The sequence below is a fragment of the Asticcacaulis excentricus CB 48 genome (genome assembly GCF_000175215.2).
Taxonomy (GTDB): Bacteria; Pseudomonadota; Alphaproteobacteria; order Caulobacterales; family Caulobacteraceae; genus Asticcacaulis; species Asticcacaulis excentricus.
In genome coordinates, this window is sequence record NC_014816.1 from 370,313 (window position 1) to 389,538 (window position 19,226).

Sequence of the window (19,226 nt, forward strand, 5' to 3'; positions counted from 1 at the left end):
AACTCCATTCCCGCCTAAATGGGCGGGTTTAGCGCGCGCCAACGCGCTAAACAGCGAGTAGCCCCTCGCTCGAAGTCCATCCGTTCACGTCTGAACCTATAAACGGTCGCCGCCCAACCTGTACAGGCGCGCGATTGTTAGGTCGGGCGAGGGGTAATTGTCAATGAAATGTTCTTTAAATGTTCTCATTCCCGTTGAGGGCACCGAGCCCGTTGCGCCGTGGTTAGGCGGCAAACGTCATCTTTCAAAGCGGATCTGCGCGGTACTCGCCGGAACTGACCATCAGGCCTATGTCGAACCGTTTGTTGGAATGGGCGGGGTGTTCCTGCGGCGGAGGCTTCGGCCATCTGTCGAGGTGGTCAACGACATCAACTCGGACCTTGTCAACCTCTACAGGGTAATCCAGCGCCACCCTCAAGCATTGTTCCGCGAGCTACGGTGGAGGCCCGCAATGCGAACTGAATTTGAACGGTTAAAGGAAACGAGGGACGAGGATCTAACTGATATCGAGCGCGCGGCTCGGTTCCTTTATTTGCAGACCCTAGCCTTTAGCGGGAAAGTCTCAGGCCAAAGCTATGGTGTGTCGCTTACCAGCCCTCATAATTTTGACCTCAGCCGGATAGAGCCGCGAATCGAGCGCTTGCGCGTCCGACTTCAATCGGTGGTTATCGAGAACCTTGACTGGCTCGAATGCATTACACGCTATGACCGGCCGGGGACACTCTTTTACCTAGACCCGCCATATTGGGGAGGTGAAGGCGATTACGGACCTGGCATCTTCCTTCGGGGGGATTTTCAGCGAATGGCTGATAAGCTGCGGTCGATAGAGGGCCGCTTCATATTTTCTATCAACGATAGGCCAGAGATTCGAGCGATGTTCGATTGGGCGGAAATAGAAGCGGTCAACACAAAATACAGCGTCGGCAGCGTCGATCGGAAAGAGCCGGTGCGCGAGCTGCTGATTGGACGGGGGGTGAACCTCTCTCCGGCGGCACCAGAACCTACGCTTTTTTAGGTTAGGCACTCGCGCCAAAAAGCCAAATAAAACAACAGGCGGAGAAATACCGGTTAGGTAGTCCACCCGCCTGTTTTTTTTCGGAATATTCAGTCCCTAACGAGCGGTAAGAATTATTACCGCATCAACCTTACCTAAATGGGGGCTCGTCGAAGGCGCGGAGCTTGCGAGAGTGCAGTTTTGCGCCCGCCTGACGCAGCAGGTTGATCGTCTCAAAACCAATGTCGATATGTTCCGCGATGGCGCGTTCATAGAAGTGGTTGGCCTGGCCCGGCAGCTTCAGTTCGCCGTGCAGTGGCTTGTCCGACACGCATAGCAGCGTCCCGTAGGGCACCCGGAAGCGATAGCCTTGCGCGGCCAGCGTCGCCGACTCCATGTCGATAGCCACCGCGCGGCTTTGGGAGAACAAAAGCGCCGAAGACGAATAGCGAAGCTCCCAGTTTCGGTCGTCGGTGGTGACCACCGTGCCGGTGCGCAGGCGCTTTTTCAGGGCGTCGCCGTCCTGACCGGTGATGTTGACCGCAGCCTGTTGCAGGGCGACCTGGACTTCGGCGATCGGCGGGATGGGGATTTCGCGCGGCAGCACGTTATCCATCACGTGATCGTCGCGTAAGTAAGCGTGAGCCAGCACATAGTCGCCGATGCTTTGCGAGGGGCGTAGACCGCCGCAGTGACCGATCATAAGCCACACATGTGGGCGCATAACGGCCAGATGGTCGGTGATGTTCTTGGCATTGGCAGGGCCGACGCCAATATTCACCAGAGAGATGCCCTGACGGTCGGGTGACAGCAGGTGATAGGACGGCATCTGGAATTTGCGCCAGGGTGAGTTGGCGATCAGTTCAAGGGGGTTGGGCGTGTCCTTGGTGATGACGATGCCGCCGCAGCAGGACAGCGCCGTATAGGGGCTGTCAGGGCGCTTGAGCTGCTCCAGCGCGTAGGCGACGAATACATCGACATAGCGATGATAGTTGGTCATCAGTATGTAGGACTGGATATGCTCGGCCGGGGTGCCTGTATAGTGTTTCAGGCGAGCCAGCGAGAAATCGGTGCGCAAGCCGTCGAACAGAGCAAGCGGGCGGTGTCCTTCGGCGTCGAGAAGCTCCATCCCATCGGCGACTTCATTTCCGATGAGGGCCAGTTCGGTGGTCGGGAAGTGCCGCGCCAGATCGAACGCCGAGACGCTGTTGAGGTCAAGGCCTGCGCCATCCAGAACGTAGGGATAGGGGATTTCCTGATCCGAGACGCCGACGCTGATTTCGGCATTGTAGTCGGTTTGCAGCAGTTCAAGCTGCGTCCTGATCTCTTCGCCGAACAGGTCAGGGCGGGTGATCGAGGAGGAATAGGTGCCGGGCCGTGAGAAGCGGGCGAAAGCGCGGTTGACGACGGGGTGGCGCAGATGCAGCGGTGCGTCGTCATCTTCTTCATCGACGCCCCTCCACACCACGATCAGGCGCGGATAGCAGTACCGGCCCTGTTCACGGGCGGTTTTCGACGGTTTGCTGCGGTCGGTTAGATAAGCCTGAAGATCGGTTTGTAGCGCCTTGACGGCGGCGACGTAGATGTCTCTCAGGCGGGCGACGGCCTCGGCGGCGGTCAGATTGTCGAAACGGTGGCTTTCGGCGCCACGAGCCGCTTTTCTTTGCTTTTCCATATTCCATTGTGTCACGCCTTTTTCCTTGTGAAAAGGCCATGGCCCACACATTTTGTAACCCGGTTACAGGCGGTGTGAGGAATATCGATCAGAGGTTCGCGTTCAAAAACGCGGCGCAGTCGGCGCGCAGGGGGCCTTTGCCGCGAAACGGAATGGAATAGGCCGCCGCACAGTCCGAATGGCTTAAGCCCTCATAGACGATCAGTTGTGACGCGGTGCCGGCCTTAGTTAGCGCCGTATCGAGATTGACCGAATTGCTCAGGCGGCACACCGTGTCGGCGCGACTGTGCTGAAGCAGGAAACGCGTCGTGCTTTTGGTGGCATGCTGAACCGGCTGCGTCTCTAACGGACGCGGAAAGCGGCCAAAACTATTGCGGGTCGCGTCCACATCGAACGGATAGAAGTCGTAGGGGCCGGAGACGCCGATGGCCACCCGTATCGGATTAGAGGCCAGGGGATCGAACCTGAGAAACTGCTCATCGAGCGCCAGCATAATGGCGATATAGGCCCCGGCGGAATGGCCCATGACGCCCAGACGCGCCGCATCGCCGCCCCAGTTCACGGCTTGCTTTTGCACATGGCGCACGCAGGATGCAGCGTCGTGCATGAAGTCCGGAAAGACGACCTCTGGATAGAGGCGATAATCGGCGACGATCACCAGGTAGCCGAGGGAGGCCAGCGAGCGGCCCATCCACGCATAATCAGTCTTGCTGCCCGAATCCCAGTTGCCGCCGTAGAAGAAGACCAGAACGGGCCAACCCTTTGCGGGCTTTACCCCGGACGTCGGTGTATAGACGTCGTAACGCTGACGCGCCTGATCACCATAGGCCACGTCCTGTGCCACGCGGCGTGACCCGCCATCCTTGGGCGTCAGGGTGTTGAATGCCGACAGGGTCGAGCAGCCCGATAGTAGCAGGCCTAAACCACTGCCGATCACAAGGCCGCCCAGCAGCCGACGTTTGTTGAGGATCATGTGGAGCCCTTGCGACGGATTTTGCGCACAGTTGCGTGAAGATGCTAAATTCTGACATTGAGTTCGGCCGTGACTATCCTAGTATGGCCCTAAACAGACGATACGGATTTCAGGGAGCTTTGGACGTGCATAAGCGAGACTTTCTTCTGGGCGCGGCAGCCGCGGCCTTTACGGCTCCTGCGCTGGCGCAAACCGCTGTGACCACAGCGGCGAAAGCCGATATCCCGCGTGAGTGGGTAGATGCCGATACCGGACATCGCCTTTTGCGACTGTCAGACGAGGACAATTCAAAATCCCTGTACTTCCATGACAATGCCTTCACGGCGGATGGCAAGTGGATGATTTTCGACAGTCCATCCGGCATACAGATGGTTGAACTGGCGACACGCAAACTGCGCCAACTCACGCCGAAAGGTTATGGCAGCCTGATGGTGTCGCGCACCAAGAACATCTGCTACGCGCGCAAATTCCCCGGCGGTGAGAGGAAGAGTTCCGACGATAAAGGCCGTGCCGGTATCGAGATTGTCGCCATCGACATGGATACAGGCAAGATCCGCACTATCGCCAAGGACATCAAGGGCTATGTGACCACGGTCAACGCCGACGACACCCTGCTTGCCGGCACCTGGGCCGAGCGCGAATATCAGCTCCAGCCGGGGCCCAAGGTCGCTAATACGGACGGCGGTTATAATGCTATCGGCCCCGACGGCAAGCCGCTGAGCTTTCAGGCTGCCAAGGAAGTGCGCATGGCTGAGCGTCTGGCGCAGAACATTCCGATGGAAATTTTCACGTTGGATATCCAGACCGGCGAACGCAAGGTCGTCACTGCCTCGACCGACTGGCTAAACCACGTGCAGTTTTCGCCGACCGATCCGCACCGGCTAATGTATTGCCATGAAGGGCCTTGGCATAGCGTTGATCGCATCTGGACGATCAGGACCGACGGCACGGGCAAGGAAAACGTCCATAAGCGCAGTATGAACATGGAGATCGCCGGGCACGAATTCTTCTCGTTTGACGGCGAGCGCATTCTTTATGATCTGCAAACGCCGCGCGGTGAGGACTTCTGGCTGGCCAGTTATGACCTCAAAACGCACAAGCGCATCTGGTACCACATGGAGCGAAACGAATGGTCGGTTCACTTTCAGATCAGCCGCGACGGAAAGCTGTTCGCCGGTGATGGTGGCGATGCGGATATGGTGGCGCGTGCGCCGGACGGCAAATGGCTCTACCTGTTCCAGCCAGAGATTATCGACGACTTGGGTGTCTCTGCCCCCAATGCCGCGGAGCTGGTGCGGCCGGGCGTGCTGCGCGCTACTAAGCTGGTGAACCTCAAGACGCATAACTATAACACCGAGCCGAACCTGCAATTTACGCCGGACGGCAAATGGATCGTCTTCCGTTCAAATATGCACGGCCCCATCCATGTCTATGCGGTGCAGGTGGCGAAGGGGTGAGCGATATTCGATGGATCAGAAGTAAAAAGGGCGAATGGGTAGTGAAATAATCTCGCCATACTTCAAAATAGAGGCCTGGACATCTGCGCGATTGAGAGTTTTCTTCCAGATGTCCTGACGTGCCAATGGTTCTGGTGTTGACCACTTTCTTTGCAGATAGTTCTGAACATCCATAAGTGCATATGTGCGTGTGTCGGGGTCTTCGAGTTTATCTATAATGACTTTGGCCAGAGTGTCGCTATCTTCTGCACAGAGTAAAGCGGATTGAAGGGGGGGATAAGCGGCCTTGGCATTTTGCAGCATCACGGCCAGAGAGGCTTTCATCTTGTCGGTTTCGCCGGTTTGCGCATACGCGCAAACTTTGACCCCTTCCATGGACATCAGGCCGTAAAGGTTCGCTTGATGGACTTTGACGTTTCCGACTTCTTTCAACGCTTCATTCGGACGCGAAAGGGACGTGTAGAGGCCTGCGAGATTTATTTTTTGGCTAACCATATCTCGGCCATTAGCAACCGCTACATCACGCGCCATCCTTAAAACCCGTTCGGCTTCGGCGTAACGTTCTAACTCCCACAAAATACGTGATTTTGTGTCTAATGTCCAATTGAGTCGGGTGGCTAGATCGTCATAAGGCTTACGATTTACAGGGGCGCGGTCGTGTTTGGAAAGGGCCTCATCAATTACCTTTAATGCCTCTTCCGATCGATCAAGTTGGTTCAGGTCATACGCGACAAGTTCGGGCCCGGCCAAAAGAGTCGGATTGCGGTTGGCAAAATCGCGATGTCGTGCCAGTTGGGCTTCGTAGGCCGCTGCGATCTGAGCTTCTGTCATCTGCCGATAACCGATGTAACGCTTATCTATGCGCAGTTTGATGAGACTTTCGGGTTCAACGAAAGCGGCGGCAATAGTAGCGGCTTTGTTGATGTCGCCTTCTGATGTGTAAATTTCAAAAAGCTCGAAAGAAAGCGATTCCACCGAATAACCAGTCTCCTGGGGAGTGTAGGGGGCCGATAGTAATGCCTCAAGAAGTCTACGCTTGCTGGCCCTCCGATCTTGAATCTCATTGCTTAAATTAACAATTGAATAAACAATATTGCGGTCAATCTCCTGAATTCTCCGAGGAAAGCGCGATGCCAGAACCGTCAGGGCCTCCACAGCATCTTGGTGCTTTTTGAGTCTGGGTGCGATGGCCAGACGTAATCGCCAGTACTCATAGTTTGTTGCGTCACCAGGGACGCGACGCGCCCTTTCTAAGGCGTCATAGGCCTCTTCGGGTTTATCCGAGTTGAGAAGCGCGATAGAAAGCAGACGGTAGCAAGAAACCTGAGTGTCTGAAGGCAGAGAGCCGAATTGTGGATTATCGATAAGGGTCCGGAGGGATTTGATTGCCTTATAGAAGTCTTCGGATTGTATATGCGCGCCGGCTTGTGAAAGCAACTTTTGCAGATATTGCGATTGATCAGATGCCGGCGCGGCTATGTCCAACGCCTTAGCACTGACCGGTATAAGCGCGGTCGCGCCGACGAAGGCAGACAGCAAAAGAAACTGACGCATGAAGTCCCCCTGGATTTTTCTCAAATCCTAAACCCTGTTGCCGCCTCTGTCATCCCCGGACCAGCGAGCATCCAGCAGAATAGACCAGCAGCAGCGACGGCGCCGGGGGCGTTGAGGGAAGTGGCGTTCCGTTTTCCCGATAGAGAAAGCCGCCTACGCGATAGATGCCGGCCTGAGTCTCATCGCGCCGCGCGGTTTGCGGGCGCACCTGCCCGACGATTTCAACCAGCGCGCGGTCATAGAGCCTGAGGCCAGAAAACTTCGATCTACGCATGCACGCACTCCCTGCACAAACCGTGAACGATCAGGGTTAACGCGAGGTTAATTGACGCGCAGAGGCAAGGCTTTCGGTCCACGCAGCGACAGGCTGGGTTTGAACTGTGGTTCGGCGGTAAGCGCGATGCTCTGAAACCGCGACAGAAGCGTCATAAAGGTCGCTTCCATATTCATGCGCGACAGGTGATTACCGAGGCAAAAGTGTGGCCCGGCGGCAAAAGCCAGGTGGCGGTTGGGCGTGCGTCCGATCTCGAAGCGGTCGGCGTTGTCAAACGCCTCCGGGTCGCGGTTGGCCGAGGCGTAGAGCAGGCCGATCTTCGTGCCCTTTGGTATCTCCCAGCCGTTGACGTCCATGTCCTCTGAGGCAAGGCGATGGAAGAAGGGCAGCGGGGCGTCGTAGCGGAACATCTCCTGAATAGCCGTCGGCATCAGGCCGGGATCGGCGCGTAGACGCTGAAGCTGCTCCGGGTGGTTCAACAGTGCCGTCAGGCCGTTTCCCATGGCGTCGATGGTCGAGCCGTGCCCGGCCATCAGGATCAGCATGCAGGTCGAGATATATTCGTCCTCGCTCAGCTCGCCCGCGTCCCAGCGCCGCAGTAGCCTCGAAATCAGATCGTCTTGCGGGCGTTTACGTCGCTCATTGGAAAGGTCGATCAAGTAGTCGTAGAAGGTTCTTGTGGTGCGTTCGGCCAGGGCCTTGCGCGCATCGGTGCGGTCGATATCAAAATACTGCACGATGTCCTCTGACCAGATGCGCAACTGCGCACAGTCTGCATCCGGCACGCCCAAAAAGCGTCCGATGACGCGCCCCGGTACGTGCACGGCCAGATCGTTGATAAAGTCAAACTCTGAGCCCACCGCATCGAACAGGTCAGACACATAGGCCTCGACCCCGGATTTTAGGCGTTCGACCTGAGGTGGGGTGAATTCGCCAAACACAAGTCGACGCAGGCGCTGATGCATAGCGCCATCAGAATTGAGCAGGGAAAACTGCACAAAGCGCGCATGGTACGGCATGTCGTGCCAGTTCTGGGCGCGACGGTCAGCTTCGATCTCTTCGGGGGTCAGACGATCATCCAGCGAACGCAGCGACAGGGGGTTAAGCGCGGCCGCCTGCACATCGGCAAAGCGCGCAAACAGCCAGATATCAAACGGCGCAAAGTAATAGGGCGTGTTCAGCGCCCGCAGGCGCGCATAGGCCGGATAGGGATTGCGGGTGAATTCGGGCCCCAACGGATCGAAGAGGGCGGGATCGGCGGCAGACGGATCGGGCAGGCGCATCGAACGAACTTGTCCGGGTGGCTAAGCCGTGTCAAGCGGCCGGGGTATCAAATGAAATAGATTTGCTAAAACGTCCGAATAACAGCATATTGCGAAGCCTTAATATACCCTCAGGGCCCCGCCGGATGACACCGCCTGAGCTGCACATTCTAATTGTCGATGACAATCGCGGCGACGCGGTGCTGCTCACCCGCGCCTTGAGATCGGTGTTGAGCGAAGCGGTCATTGAAACCTCGCCATCGGGAGAGCAGGCCTTGCAACGCCTGCTGGGTGAAGGGGAATATAGCGGAAGACCTGTACCTGTGCTCGTTCTGCTCGATTGCCGCCTGCCGCGCCTCAGTGGGTTTCAGGTGCTGGAGAAGATCCGTACAGATCTGGCTCTGAAAGAGGTGCGTATTTTGCTGATGTCCGGTCTGGTCACGCCGGAGCATGTGGCCGAAGGTGAGCGCTGCGGTTCGGACGGCCATATCGAGAAGCCAGATAGCCCGCATGCCTTTGATGATCTCGCTCAGGCTTTACACGGGTTCACGATGGACGCCTCCGGTCGTGGCGGTCCTTTTCGCTTTCCCGACGGCTTGCTAAACAGGCTCTAAACTCAGGCCTTGGGCAGGCTGAACGAGATGGCCGTGCCGTCATCCGATGAACCGATACCGATCTGGCCACCATGCATCAGGACAATCTTGCGCGCTAGGGTCAGGCCCATGCCGGCGCCGTCATAGACGTCGTCATTGTGGAGTTTGCGCAAGGGACGGAACACGTCATCGTGGAACATCGGGTCGATGCCGATGCCGTTGTCGGTGATCGAAATCCAGTAGGCCTGTTCGGTCTCTTCGCAAGTGATGTCGATGATTAGAGGCTGATTTCGACGGCGGAATTTAATGGCATTGTCGATCAGCATGTAGAACAGTTGATACAGGCGATTGGGGTCGCCAGTGACCTCCGGCAGGGTTCCTGCGTTCAGCGTCCCGCGGATCATGTCGAGGTCGGTCTGGCGATTCATGTGCACGCGCGCGACGATTTCTTCCAGATCGACCTTTTGATCCAGGCGCGGAACGGTGTTGAGGCGCGAGAACTGCAACAGGCCGTGCAGGATTTCTTGTAGCTTTTCACCGCTTTCCAGAACCATGGACAGATTGGTGCGCGCATCGTCCGTTTCGGGCACCGGCGCCTGTTCGACCAGCAGTCGCGAAAACTCGACCAGGGACCTTACGGGGCCGGCCAGATCGTGCGACACGATGTAGGCGAAGTCCTTGAATTCCTCCGCCGGGTCCATCTCGGTCATGCTCCTTATCTGATACTTTTGCATGTCGGGTTCCGTGCCTGTGTGGAAAATTATACCGCTTACTCTGCGCTACCTATTGTGGCCCTTCAATACGCCTCAGCTAGGCTAATGGGCGGCTTTTGCAATCCCATGAACCGGTTACATATACGCTCCCACAACCTTACAGAGATTTAAACGCAAACTGAAAGCACATAAATTTGATTGTTTTTGTTGCGGTTATTGCCTTTCATTCGCGATTTTAAGCGAAAAGCCCCGCCTGTGACGACGGGGCTCATAGCCTGCACCAGAGAGTAATAGAAATTCTATTGGGCTTTTGTCACGCTAAGCTGTGGCTTCGGCGGGGCCTTCATGCCTTCGCCTATAAAAAACGACGGCCAGGGCGGTTGGTTGTAAGCGGTGTTCTGCCAGGCGATGGCGGCGCGGTATTGCGGGTCCTGCATCAGGGTGGTGAATTTGTAGGTCGTCGGAAGGTTGGTCGAATAGATGCGCAGCGATGTGTTGTCTTCGCTACGCAGCATCACCTCTTCACGCCAGTCGCCAAACAGGTCCGCCGACAGTGCCGGTGTCGATTTGGTGCCGTTGTTCGACGTCGCCCCTTGGGCGTCCAGTATCTCTTTCGACTCAGATGTCTTCCAGTCCCACTTGAAGACCTTGTTGCCGTCCAGGAGTTCACGCAGCAGATCACCGTCCCACCACACCATGAAGTTCATCTGGCGGGGGCGTTTGTCCGTTATGACATTGCCCTTCACATCGTACAGATTGCCGCTGTTTGAGGCCCAGAATTCTGCCCCCGGATGGCGCGGGTCGATATCACCCGCGGCCCCCCGGCCGGTGTCCTTCTCCGCAGGCACCTTGAAGATCACTTCACCGGTTCGCGCATCGAGCAACGCCGCGCCGGTATTGCCGGACATCTTCATATTCTCGTGCACGCCCCACTTTTCGAGACCCGGACGGTTGGGGTCGAGGTCAGAGACGTGCATGGCGTCGCCGTGGCCCATGCCGGTGGTCCACAGCGGCTTACCTGTGCCATCCAGTGCCATGGCGCCGTAGAGGATTTCCTGTTTGCCGTCGCCATCGACATCGGCGACGCTGAACTGGTGATTGCCCTGCCCGGAATAGCCGGACGGCACCCCGGCGGCTTCGGAGTCGAAGTACCAGCGATTGGTCAGCTTACCGTTTTTGTAATCAACGGCGGCAATAGTGGTGCGAGCATAATAACCGCGCGCGAAGATGGCGCTGGGGTGTTGTCCGTCTAGCCAGGCTGTCCCGGCCAGAAAGCGGTCGCTGCGGTTGCCATAGGCATCGCCCCAGCGCGCCGTTGCTTCGGCATCGGTGGGATTGTCGCCGTTGGGGCCACGCGGTGACGGATAGGGGATGGTATCCATCACCTTGCCCGTCGCGCCTTCGAAGACGCTCAGATATTCCGGCCCCTTGAGCACGCGCCCGGTCAGGCGCGCCATCAGCTTGCCGTCCTCAGTCTGACGCGAGCCGGTGCGGTCTTTGTTCTCAATCTCACCCGAAGGGGTGACCCAATCCGCAGTGGCGTCACCAATCATCTTGCCCTGCGCATCGGTGGTGCCATCCGCCGTTTTGACGATCAGTTCCGCCTTGCCATCGCCGTCATAGTCGGCCACCTGAAACTGTGTATAGTGCGCCCCAGCGCGGATATTGCCCCCCAGATTGATGCGCCACAGTTGCTTGCCGTCCAGCGTATAGGCATCGAGCAGCACCGGCCCTGTGTAGCCGCCCTGGCTGTTGTCCTTGGCGTTGGTCGGCTCCCACTTGAGAACCACCTCATAACGCCCATCGCCATCCAGATCACCGACCGAGGCATCATTGGCGGTATAGCCATAGGTCTGCCCGTCCGGTGTCGTTCCGTCGGCAGGCTTATTGAGCGGAATGGATAAAAAACCGTCGATCCGCAGGGCCTTGGCAGTCGTCCCCTCCTTGCCGCCCATGACTTCGAGCACTTCATAGGACGCGGTGTTGGACCCGGACTCGTCCTTGAAGCTCGTGGTCGCCGTGATCGGTTTCGCATTTAGCTTTCGGCCGTCGCGATAGACATTGAAGCCGAGTTTGGCCTCATCCGTCACCAACACGCGCCAACTAATCAGCACACCCTTTTCGGCTGTCACCGCGACCGCCCCGCGGTCCAGATATTCGACCTTGGCTTTCAGCGCGTCTACTGCCATCGCGGGCGCCGCGCCAAGCATCAGAGCGACGCCAGCCAGGAGAGATGCCTTGAGTGTCGGGATTGTCATATATTCCTCCGATGCGTGGCCTTGTTGACGCGTGCCGCCGCTTTCCGGGAGGTTTTACGCGCCAGTCGGGCTGACCTGTCGCTAGGGATAGCACAAATTTGTGCCATTCCAATCGAAAGTGATTGAAAGTGATTTTTTGAGTGGCGTTAACGAGCATCCAAAAGTGGCGTGCTCAGCGCGGCAGGGCAGAATGCGGCAGTCACCTTGTCGCTGATGCAGAACGTTGAAACAAAACAACTAAATATGAAAACCGCAACTGTTTGAACGGGGTTCGCAACTCTCGCGTGAGCAGTATAAATGATTGTAAGATTTGAAAAATTTGTCCATTCGGCTACATTTGTGTGACATTTGTGTTACTTTTGGGCGGCAATGCGACTCTATTGTCGGACTTAAGGCCAATTATGATCATATTGTGGCTTGACTTATCACCTTCGATCAATGAGGATCAGCGCTATCCAACAGGTTGTTGCGTCAGAGGCCCGCACAAAAACAAAGGGCCCTGGCAGGGGAGTGAAAAGCCGGAAGGCGTTTCCGAACTGACGGATATGTGTGTGTGCCTGCGCCTTACCATAAAGGCGGGGTCTGCTCTGTCGTTTGGGGCCGTTTTTCTGTAACGCGGCGCGTTGTCGTGTGCGTTCGCGCGTTTGTTCCCCGTGCAGTCTAGGAACCAACACAGTTCTTAAGGGGCATGTCGTTTCGGCGGCATATCGGAGGAATAAATGCAGAAACCACCCTCAAAGTCACCCGCGTCGTCTTTCACGAAATACCTGATGGCCGGTTCGGGTCTTGCCATGCTGGTCGTCTCTGGCGCTGCCAGTGCGCAGGAAGCCGCGTCGAAAAAAGATGAAGAGGTCGAAACCGTTATCGTTGTCGGCTCACGTGCCTCTCAGCAGTCGGCAATCGACCGCAAGAAGAAGGCGAGAACCGCTCAGGACTCTATCGTCGCTGATGACGTCGGCTCTTTCCCGGATCGTAATCTGAACGAAGCCCTCTCGCGCATCCCCGGCATGGCGATCACGCGTAACGGTGCCGGTGAAGGTGATGGTGTGTCCCTGCGCGGCAATGGTCCGGACCTGACTAGGGTCGAGATGGACGGCATGGGTGTTATGTCGTCGGGCTTTGATGTCGCGGTGAGCGGCGCTAGCGGCGGCGGCCGCTCGGCGGATTTGCGGGAACTGCCTGCGGATCTGATCAAGAGTGTTGACGTTGTGAAAGGCAACACTCCGGACATGACCGAAGGTGGCCTGGGGGGGAGCGTTCTGATCAAGACGCGTTCCGGTCTGGATTTTAAAAAGCCTTACTTTCAGATGCGTGTCGCGGGTGATCGCAACTCGCTGAGCCAAAAGTGGTCTCCAGACATCAACATCGTCGCGTCACGCAAATTCTTCGATAACCGTCTTGGCGTGATATTCAATATGAATAAATCACGTCGTCTGAACGATAGCCATGCCCTCAATAATGCGGGCACAAACAATCGTGCGGGTTATACTCGGTTTGCTGATTTCGACAATTCACCAGACAAAACCTTCACGTTTAATCCGTCGTTGGTTTCGGGGAGCACGGCCAATGTTCCGGTTTTGCAGTCTCCGTTGGCCGCTGCGCCAACCACATTCTTTAACTCAGCAACGCCAGTTGAGATCCTAACGAAATCGGCGGCCGCCAAAACAAAGGCGGAATGTTTATCTGCGTTCCCCACCTTGACGGACGCTCAGCTGAATACCATCCAAGCAGGCAGCAATAACGCGACACGTCAAGCTGCCCAAGCGCAGCGTATTAACGAGCAGATCACCTGCCTTAATCAGTGGAATGACTACGCGCCAAACCTTGTGCGTGACCAGCGTCTTACGCAATACGAAGACCGCTTGGCTTGGGATTTTCGTGTTGACTACCGTGTCACTGACCACCTGTCGGTTTACGCCAAGTATCAGGTCACAGATCGGACACAGCGCGAAGATAATCGGCAGCGCACGCGTGGGGGCGTGACCTCCATTTCTACTCCGACTGTTGGTTTTGTTACCCAAAGCCTGACGACAAACACGAACATCCCCACAAGTTCGATGAACGTGCTGACCCCTGTCGCGGGCTCAGGGTACTACATCTATAATTCAGGGATGCCAACGACATCAGCTGTTTTTGACCAAACGCTTGGTGGCTCCACCGTAAACATGTCCTTCCCGACCTCAGGTGTTGCCGTTAACGTCGTTCCGGGGTCGATCGTGATGGATAAGAACCATCACCTGACCCAGTTCGACATTACGAATGGTACTGTTGGGATTGACCATATTCGCAATGACCAGGTTTGGAAAAACAATTACCTCCTAACCGGCGGTGAATACAAAAATGGACCGTTGCTTATTGAATTCCAAGCCAGCCAAGCGGACGCCTCGTACTCGCGGTATGACAAGCGTGTGTCGCGCTCGTACAATTACGGCAACGCGACTATGCGTGTATTGCCAGGCAGTGGCATCTGGACTTTCGATCTCCCGGCCACGTTCGACCAGGATAATATGAGCAACTTTGTGCAGTTGGCCGCCCCCACCGCGGTTGGTCAACCGGCATATGCAACCTATGGCATACAGTACAATCCTCGTCGAACGGAGAGCGAGGAACTTCAGGCCAAGTTTGACCTGACCTATCGTATCGACGACCAGTTGCCGTTTTTCAAACGCTTCAAAACCGGGGCAAGCTACCGTGAACTGACGACGGATTACTGGGGTGCGGGCGGCTATATTCCTAAACCCGGCGTGTCTGTGCCCACGAACACGCTGCGTGGCGTTGTCCGTGCGTGCGAAAACGTAGCCACTACGACGGCGGCCAATGCCTGTGCCTATGGGTACACGCCTAACGCTGTCACCGGGACCACGACAAACTGGTTGTTTGGTACCGAAACCCTGACTCGCGATCAGATGATTGCGATCTGGAACAACAGCCTTGAGAAAAACGCCGATACCTTCATGAATGGCTATGAAGGTGTTGAAGGTTTGACAAACTGGTCGAGCATTGATGTTGACAAGTTTTATGCTCAGCTTGCCAGCACGGGTAACTACAATTTTGACTGCCTGAAAATATGTAAAGGCTCGGACGGTAATCTCTACGAGCAACCGAAAAGCAATTCAGTCGAAACGATCACGGCTGCCTACTACATGATCGATTTCGAACAAAAGCTGCCATTTAACATGGAGTTCGGTGGCAACTTCGGTATGCGCATGGTCAAATCCGAAGTCACGGGGTCTGGTTACGTCGGCCTGTCTTCGATCCGCAAGACCGCAGCCTTCAACCCGGCCAACCCGAACCTGGCGGCCGGTATCACGACCACGACCATCACCAAACCGGTATATATCGATAAGTCCTACACAGATTGGCTGCCGAGCTATAATGCTTATCTTTGGGTCATCCCGGATCAGGTCGTGATGCGTTACTCGTGGTCTAAGACGGTGGCTCGCCCGCCGGTAGGCCGTCTGTGGCCAGCAGGTACCTGTACCAATGATGAGCGCAATGAGGGCGTGTTCGATGCCGATGGGTCGGTTAGGGATATGACCTGTACGACCTTCGGCAACCCGGACCTGAAGCCTTATCAGGCGACCAAAAACAACACGTCGCTTGAATGGTATCCGAACAAAGACACCTCGATATCTCTGGCCTATTATCGTCAGAAGGTGCGCGTTGGGGCTCCCATTACTGTGCAACGCACGAATATTTCTGTCTTTGCGGGCACCGACGAAGTGGACCCGGTTACCGGAGCGCCATTGTCTGCCCTTGATTTCACATACAATACTTATGTGAACGGTCCTGGCTACGTGCAAAGCGGGTGGGAGTTCGCTACGAAGACGGCGTTTACGTTCCTGCCTTGGAAGTTGAAGTACACGGGTTCCGACTTTAACGTCTCGACGACCAAAGCGGGTAACGCTGTGACCTATATCGACCCGATTACGGGTGAAGGTATGGATCCGCAAAATCAGGCTAAGTATTTTGTTAACTTTACGCTCTGGTACGATGATGGAAAAACGAACGCCCGTTTGGCCTATCAGGCCCGCGATCAAGTGTTCCTCTGTGTATCAGGTTGTGGGGACACCTCCGTCAACAACTTCCCGAACCTGAACCCGGCGAACCTCGTGAGACTGCCGTATAATCCAGGTGAGCCCTATTTCACGAAGGCCTATAAGTATCTAGATGCAAAGGTTACCCACAAGCTGACCCCAAACATCGAGTTCTACTTTGAAGGTCGTAACTTGCTGAAAGAGGCTAATGTCACCGTTGGTTCGACCAACCGCGGCTTCTCTGACATCAGTGAAAACCCTTGGTCTGTGGCGTATGGTGGCCGTCGCTTCACCGTGGGCATGATCTACAAGATGAACTAAGCCCGTTGACTTATTGTTATACAGCCGCCGCTCGGAACTCCGAGCGGCGGTTTTTTATTGACGGACAGAGCTGTGTGATCAATTTTGGAAAAAATTGATCGATTGTGCGCCGGAAACATTTTTAATCGGCGTTTAAATCGCTGACTTCACAAAAGGGCTGGGAACCATGACCTCTTTGTCGCGCCGCCATCTTCTCCAATCCGCCACTGCCTTGGTAGCGCTTAGCGCTGTGCCGATGGCCGTCGAGGCGGCAGCGCCCGTTAAGGTCAAACCGGTGGCTTCGACCGATCTCAGATGGCTGGATGGGACGCCGGCGGCTTTTGAAGGGGCGACGCTGGGGGTGCCGTGGCCACGCGGCACAGTGAAACCTGCCAAGGGCAAGGTGGCGGACTTCAAACTGGGTGATGTGCCGGTGCAGTCGTGGCCGCTCGCTTATTGGCCCGACGGTTCGCTGAAATGGACGGCGCACGCGGTGCCGGCGGGCACCAAACCTGCAGGCTTACCGCTCACACAGGGCAAGGCTTCCGCGCCTGCCAAGGCCGTCAGCATCAAACAGGAGGCCACGGCGGTCACTGTGACGTGCGGCGAGCTGGTGTGGGTGGTGCCAACCTCGGGTGAGCATCTGATCGCCACAGCCACCCGTGCAGGCCGCCTGACTCTCAAAGAGATGAAGCTGGTCGCCCTGTGGCAAAATGAGCCTGATCTCGACGCCACGGGCAGCGTCAGCCAGCAGAGTTTCGCCAGCAAGGTCACCAAGGTCACGGTTGAGCAGACCGGTCCCGTGCGCGCAGTGATCAAGATCGAGGGCGTGCATTCTGGGAACGGCCGCGACTGGCTGCCTTTCTCGGTGCGGCTCTATTTTTACGCCGGGTCCGAAAGCGTGCGTATCGTGCACTCCTTCATCTATGACGGCGACCCATTTAAGGACTTTATCCGTGGTCTGGGCGTTACCGCGAAGACGCCGATGACGGAAGAGACGCACAACCGCCATGTTCGCCTGACCGGCGATGGTGTGGGTGTATGGGGTGAGGCGGTGCGTCCGTTGACCGGTTTGCGTCGCCCGGTGGGCAAGGGGCTGGGCCTCGCTCAGGTCGAAGGCAAGGCCGTGGCTGTGGCCGACATGGCCAAGCCGGTGCAGGACGGACTGAAATGGATACCGGAATGGGGCGATTTCACGCTGTCGCAACTGACGCCTGATGGCTACACCATCAAAAAGCGCACGCGCTCTGGTCACGCTTGGATCGACTCCAATGCCGGAACGCGCACCAAAGGGCTGGCCTATGTCGGTGGGGCGAGCGGCGGCGTGGCGCTGGGCTTCAAGGATTTCTGGCAGCGCTCGCCTACGCAGCTTGATGTGCGCAATGCCCATACAGAGATGGCCGAGATTACAGCGTGGCTGTGGTCGCCGGACGCCCCGGCCATGGATGTGCGACCTTATCGCTCAGCCGACGGCATGGACACCCATCCGGAAGAGATCGAAGGTCTCAACATCACCTATGAGGATTACGAAAAGGGCTGGGACATCGCGACCGGCGTGGCGCGCACCTCGGAGCTTAACCTGTGGGTGCTCGGGGCAACGCCCTCGCATCAGGCCTTCTCGGATATGGCGGAGCAGGTTGCCAATCCGGCGCGTTTGGTCCTGTCGCCGGAACGCATTCACCAATGCGGCGTCTTTGGTGACTGGGACGTGGCCAATTCGTCGACGCCGGCGCGCAAGATCCTCGAAGACCGCCTGACCTATCAGATCGACTATTACATGAAGGAAGTCGATCAGCGCCGCTGGTACGGCTTCTGGACCTACGGCGATGTCATGCACACATACGATCATGAGCGTCACATGTGGCGCTATGACATCGGTGGCTATGCCTGGGACAATTCCGAACTCTCAACCGACCTGTGGATTTGGTACACCTATCTGCGAACGGGCCGTGCCGACGTGTTCAAATTCGCCGAGGCCATGACGCGGCAGACGGGTGAGGTTGATGTCTATCACCTCGGCCGCTTCAAGGGCTTCGGTACGCGTCACGGCGTGCAGCCGTGGTCGGACTCGTCTAAGCAACCGCGCGTTTCGAATGCCGCCTATCGTCGCATCTTCTATTATCTGACCGCCGATGAGCGCGTGGGTGATCTGATGCGTGATCTCAATGAGTCGGACTTCTCACTGAAAAATGTGGACATTTCGCGTAAGCTGCCGCCGTCACCAGAACGCGAAACGCCCGAAGGCGTGGTCAACTCCTCCTTCGGCACGTCATGGGGGTCGTTCATTTCGGCATGGCTGACGGAGTGGGAGCGCACGGGGGATACCAAATGGCGCGACCGGATCGTCAACGGAATGACGACAATCGGCAAGCTCAAGCGACGCTGGTTCGCCTCTTCGGCCCCTTATGATCTTAAGACGGGTAAGTTCCTGGGTGAAGGTGATTATGTGGCCATCTCGCACCTAAATGGCGTGTTTGGCGTGGTTGAGATGAGTTCGGAGCTGCTGAGCCTGATCGACGAACCGCTGTACCGAAAGGCGTGGCTCGAATACTGCCGATACTATAATGCGCCCAACGATGAGCTCAAAGCCCTCCTGGGGCGGGTACCGAGCGGGCGTAACCTGCGTGATGCCCATTCGCGTCTGACGGCCTATGCCGCCTTCCATGAGAAGGACAAGGCACTGGCGCTTCGGGCGTGGAGCGAATTCTTTGGTAGCGAAGGACGCGAATCCGATGGTGGGCTCAAACGCCGCACCCAGCGTATAGACGGCCCGGCGGTACTGCGTCCGCTGGACGAAGACCCGAGTCTTTCGACCAACGGCACGGCGCAGTGGGGCTTGGCGGCCATCCAGAATCTGGCCCTGATCGGCGACAGTCTGGATGAGGCGGCAAAGTCCGCGGGTATCCTGTAAAGCACCCAATAAAAAACGCACCGGCCGGGGAGGGGGCGGTGCGTTTTTGCCTCGTCTTCAGGGGGGACAAAGAGGGCATGTCGGCCGGAGGGGAACTGCCATTGACTGGCGGTCAGGTCCTGGGCTGGGGGGCTGTTCAGGGGGTGGACCTGACGAACCGATCCGGCCGACACTCATTTTGTATAGACCAATATGGGCGTCTAAACGGCTGAAATGAGGTCATTT

12 protein-coding genes are annotated in these 19,226 nt (G+C 56.9%); 5 read left to right on the forward strand and 7 right to left on the reverse strand.

Translation table 11 applies throughout. The features are described from left to right. Nucleotides 1-163: 163 nt before the first annotated feature. Nucleotides 164-1,015 (forward strand): DNA adenine methylase, encoded by an 852-nt coding sequence (locus ASTEX_RS01750; RefSeq protein ID WP_013477888.1) that lies wholly within the window; start codon nt 164-166, stop codon nt 1,013-1,015. Between the two features lie 130 nt (nt 1,016-1,145). Here the strand turns inward: ASTEX_RS01750 and ASTEX_RS01755 are convergent, their stop codons facing one another. Further along, nucleotides 1,146-2,669 (reverse strand): AMP nucleosidase, encoded by a 1,524-nt coding sequence (locus ASTEX_RS01755; RefSeq protein ID WP_083805530.1) that lies wholly within the window; start codon nt 2,667-2,669, stop codon nt 1,146-1,148. An 88-nt stretch (nt 2,670-2,757) separates the two neighbouring features. After that, nucleotides 2,758-3,642 carry an alpha/beta hydrolase gene (locus tag ASTEX_RS01760; protein ID WP_013477890.1) on the reverse strand — a complete coding sequence of 295 codons (885 nt, stop codon included), beginning with the start codon at nt 3,640-3,642 and terminating at the stop codon, nt 2,758-2,760. Nucleotides 3,643-3,767: 125 nt separating this feature from the next. Here ASTEX_RS01760 and ASTEX_RS01765 point away from each other — a divergent pair, with 125 nt between their 5' ends. Then, entirely contained in the window at nt 3,768-5,099 is a 1,332-nt protein-coding gene (locus ASTEX_RS01765; protein WP_013477891.1) for an oligogalacturonate lyase family protein, read from the forward strand. 15 nt (nt 5,100-5,114) lie between these two features. On the opposite strand, the gene ASTEX_RS01770 is transcribed toward ASTEX_RS01765, so the two are convergent. The 3 genes from ASTEX_RS01770 to ASTEX_RS01780 are packed head-to-tail and all read right to left on the reverse strand — an operon-like array spanning nt 5,115 to nt 8,210. Next, nucleotides 5,115-6,653, reverse strand: coding sequence for a hypothetical protein (locus tag ASTEX_RS01770; protein ID WP_013477892.1), 1,539 nt, complete (start codon nt 6,651-6,653; stop codon nt 5,115-5,117). A 49-nt stretch (nt 6,654-6,702) separates the two neighbouring features. Further along, on the reverse strand, nt 6,703-6,927 hold the full coding sequence (locus tag ASTEX_RS01775; RefSeq protein ID WP_013477893.1) for a hypothetical protein: 225 nt from the start codon (nt 6,925-6,927) through the stop codon (nt 6,703-6,705). Between the two features lie 47 nt (nt 6,928-6,974). Continuing rightward, nucleotides 6,975-8,210: a cytochrome P450 gene (locus ASTEX_RS01780; protein ID WP_013477894.1), complete on the reverse strand. Its 1,236-nt coding sequence runs from the start codon at nt 8,208-8,210 to the stop codon at nt 6,975-6,977. A 125-nt stretch (nt 8,211-8,335) separates the two neighbouring features. Between ASTEX_RS01780 and ASTEX_RS01785 the strand changes: the two genes are divergently transcribed. After that, nucleotides 8,336-8,803, forward strand: coding sequence for a response regulator (locus ASTEX_RS01785; protein WP_013477895.1), 468 nt, complete (start codon nt 8,336-8,338; stop codon nt 8,801-8,803). 2 nt (nt 8,804-8,805) lie between these two features. Here the strand turns inward: ASTEX_RS01785 and ASTEX_RS01790 are convergent, their stop codons facing one another. Together ASTEX_RS01790 and ASTEX_RS01795 are read right to left on the reverse strand one after the other, a co-directional pair. Further along, a complete protein-coding gene (locus tag ASTEX_RS01790; RefSeq protein WP_245532517.1) occupies nt 8,806-9,492 on the reverse strand; it encodes a sensor histidine kinase in 687 nt (228 codons plus the stop codon). A 302-nt stretch (nt 9,493-9,794) separates the two neighbouring features. Continuing rightward, nucleotides 9,795-11,753: a rhamnogalacturonan lyase gene (locus ASTEX_RS01795; RefSeq protein ID WP_013477897.1), complete on the reverse strand. Its 1,959-nt coding sequence runs from the start codon at nt 11,751-11,753 to the stop codon at nt 9,795-9,797. Nucleotides 11,754-12,472: 719 nt separating this feature from the next. On the opposite strand from ASTEX_RS01795, the gene ASTEX_RS01805 reads away from it, so the two are divergent. Together ASTEX_RS01805 and ASTEX_RS01810 are read left to right on the forward strand one after the other, a co-directional pair. Next, the gene (locus ASTEX_RS01805; RefSeq protein ID WP_013477899.1) at nt 12,473-16,111 is read left to right on the forward strand and encodes a TonB-dependent receptor; all 3,639 of its coding nucleotides are present in this window, start codon (nt 12,473-12,475) and stop codon (nt 16,109-16,111) included. Nucleotides 16,112-16,277: 166 nt separating this feature from the next. Next, nucleotides 16,278-19,001, forward strand: a complete 2,724-nt coding sequence (locus ASTEX_RS01810) for an exo-rhamnogalacturonan lyase family protein (protein WP_013477900.1) — start codon at nt 16,278-16,280, stop codon at nt 18,999-19,001. Nucleotides 19,002-19,226: the final 225 nt, after the last annotated feature.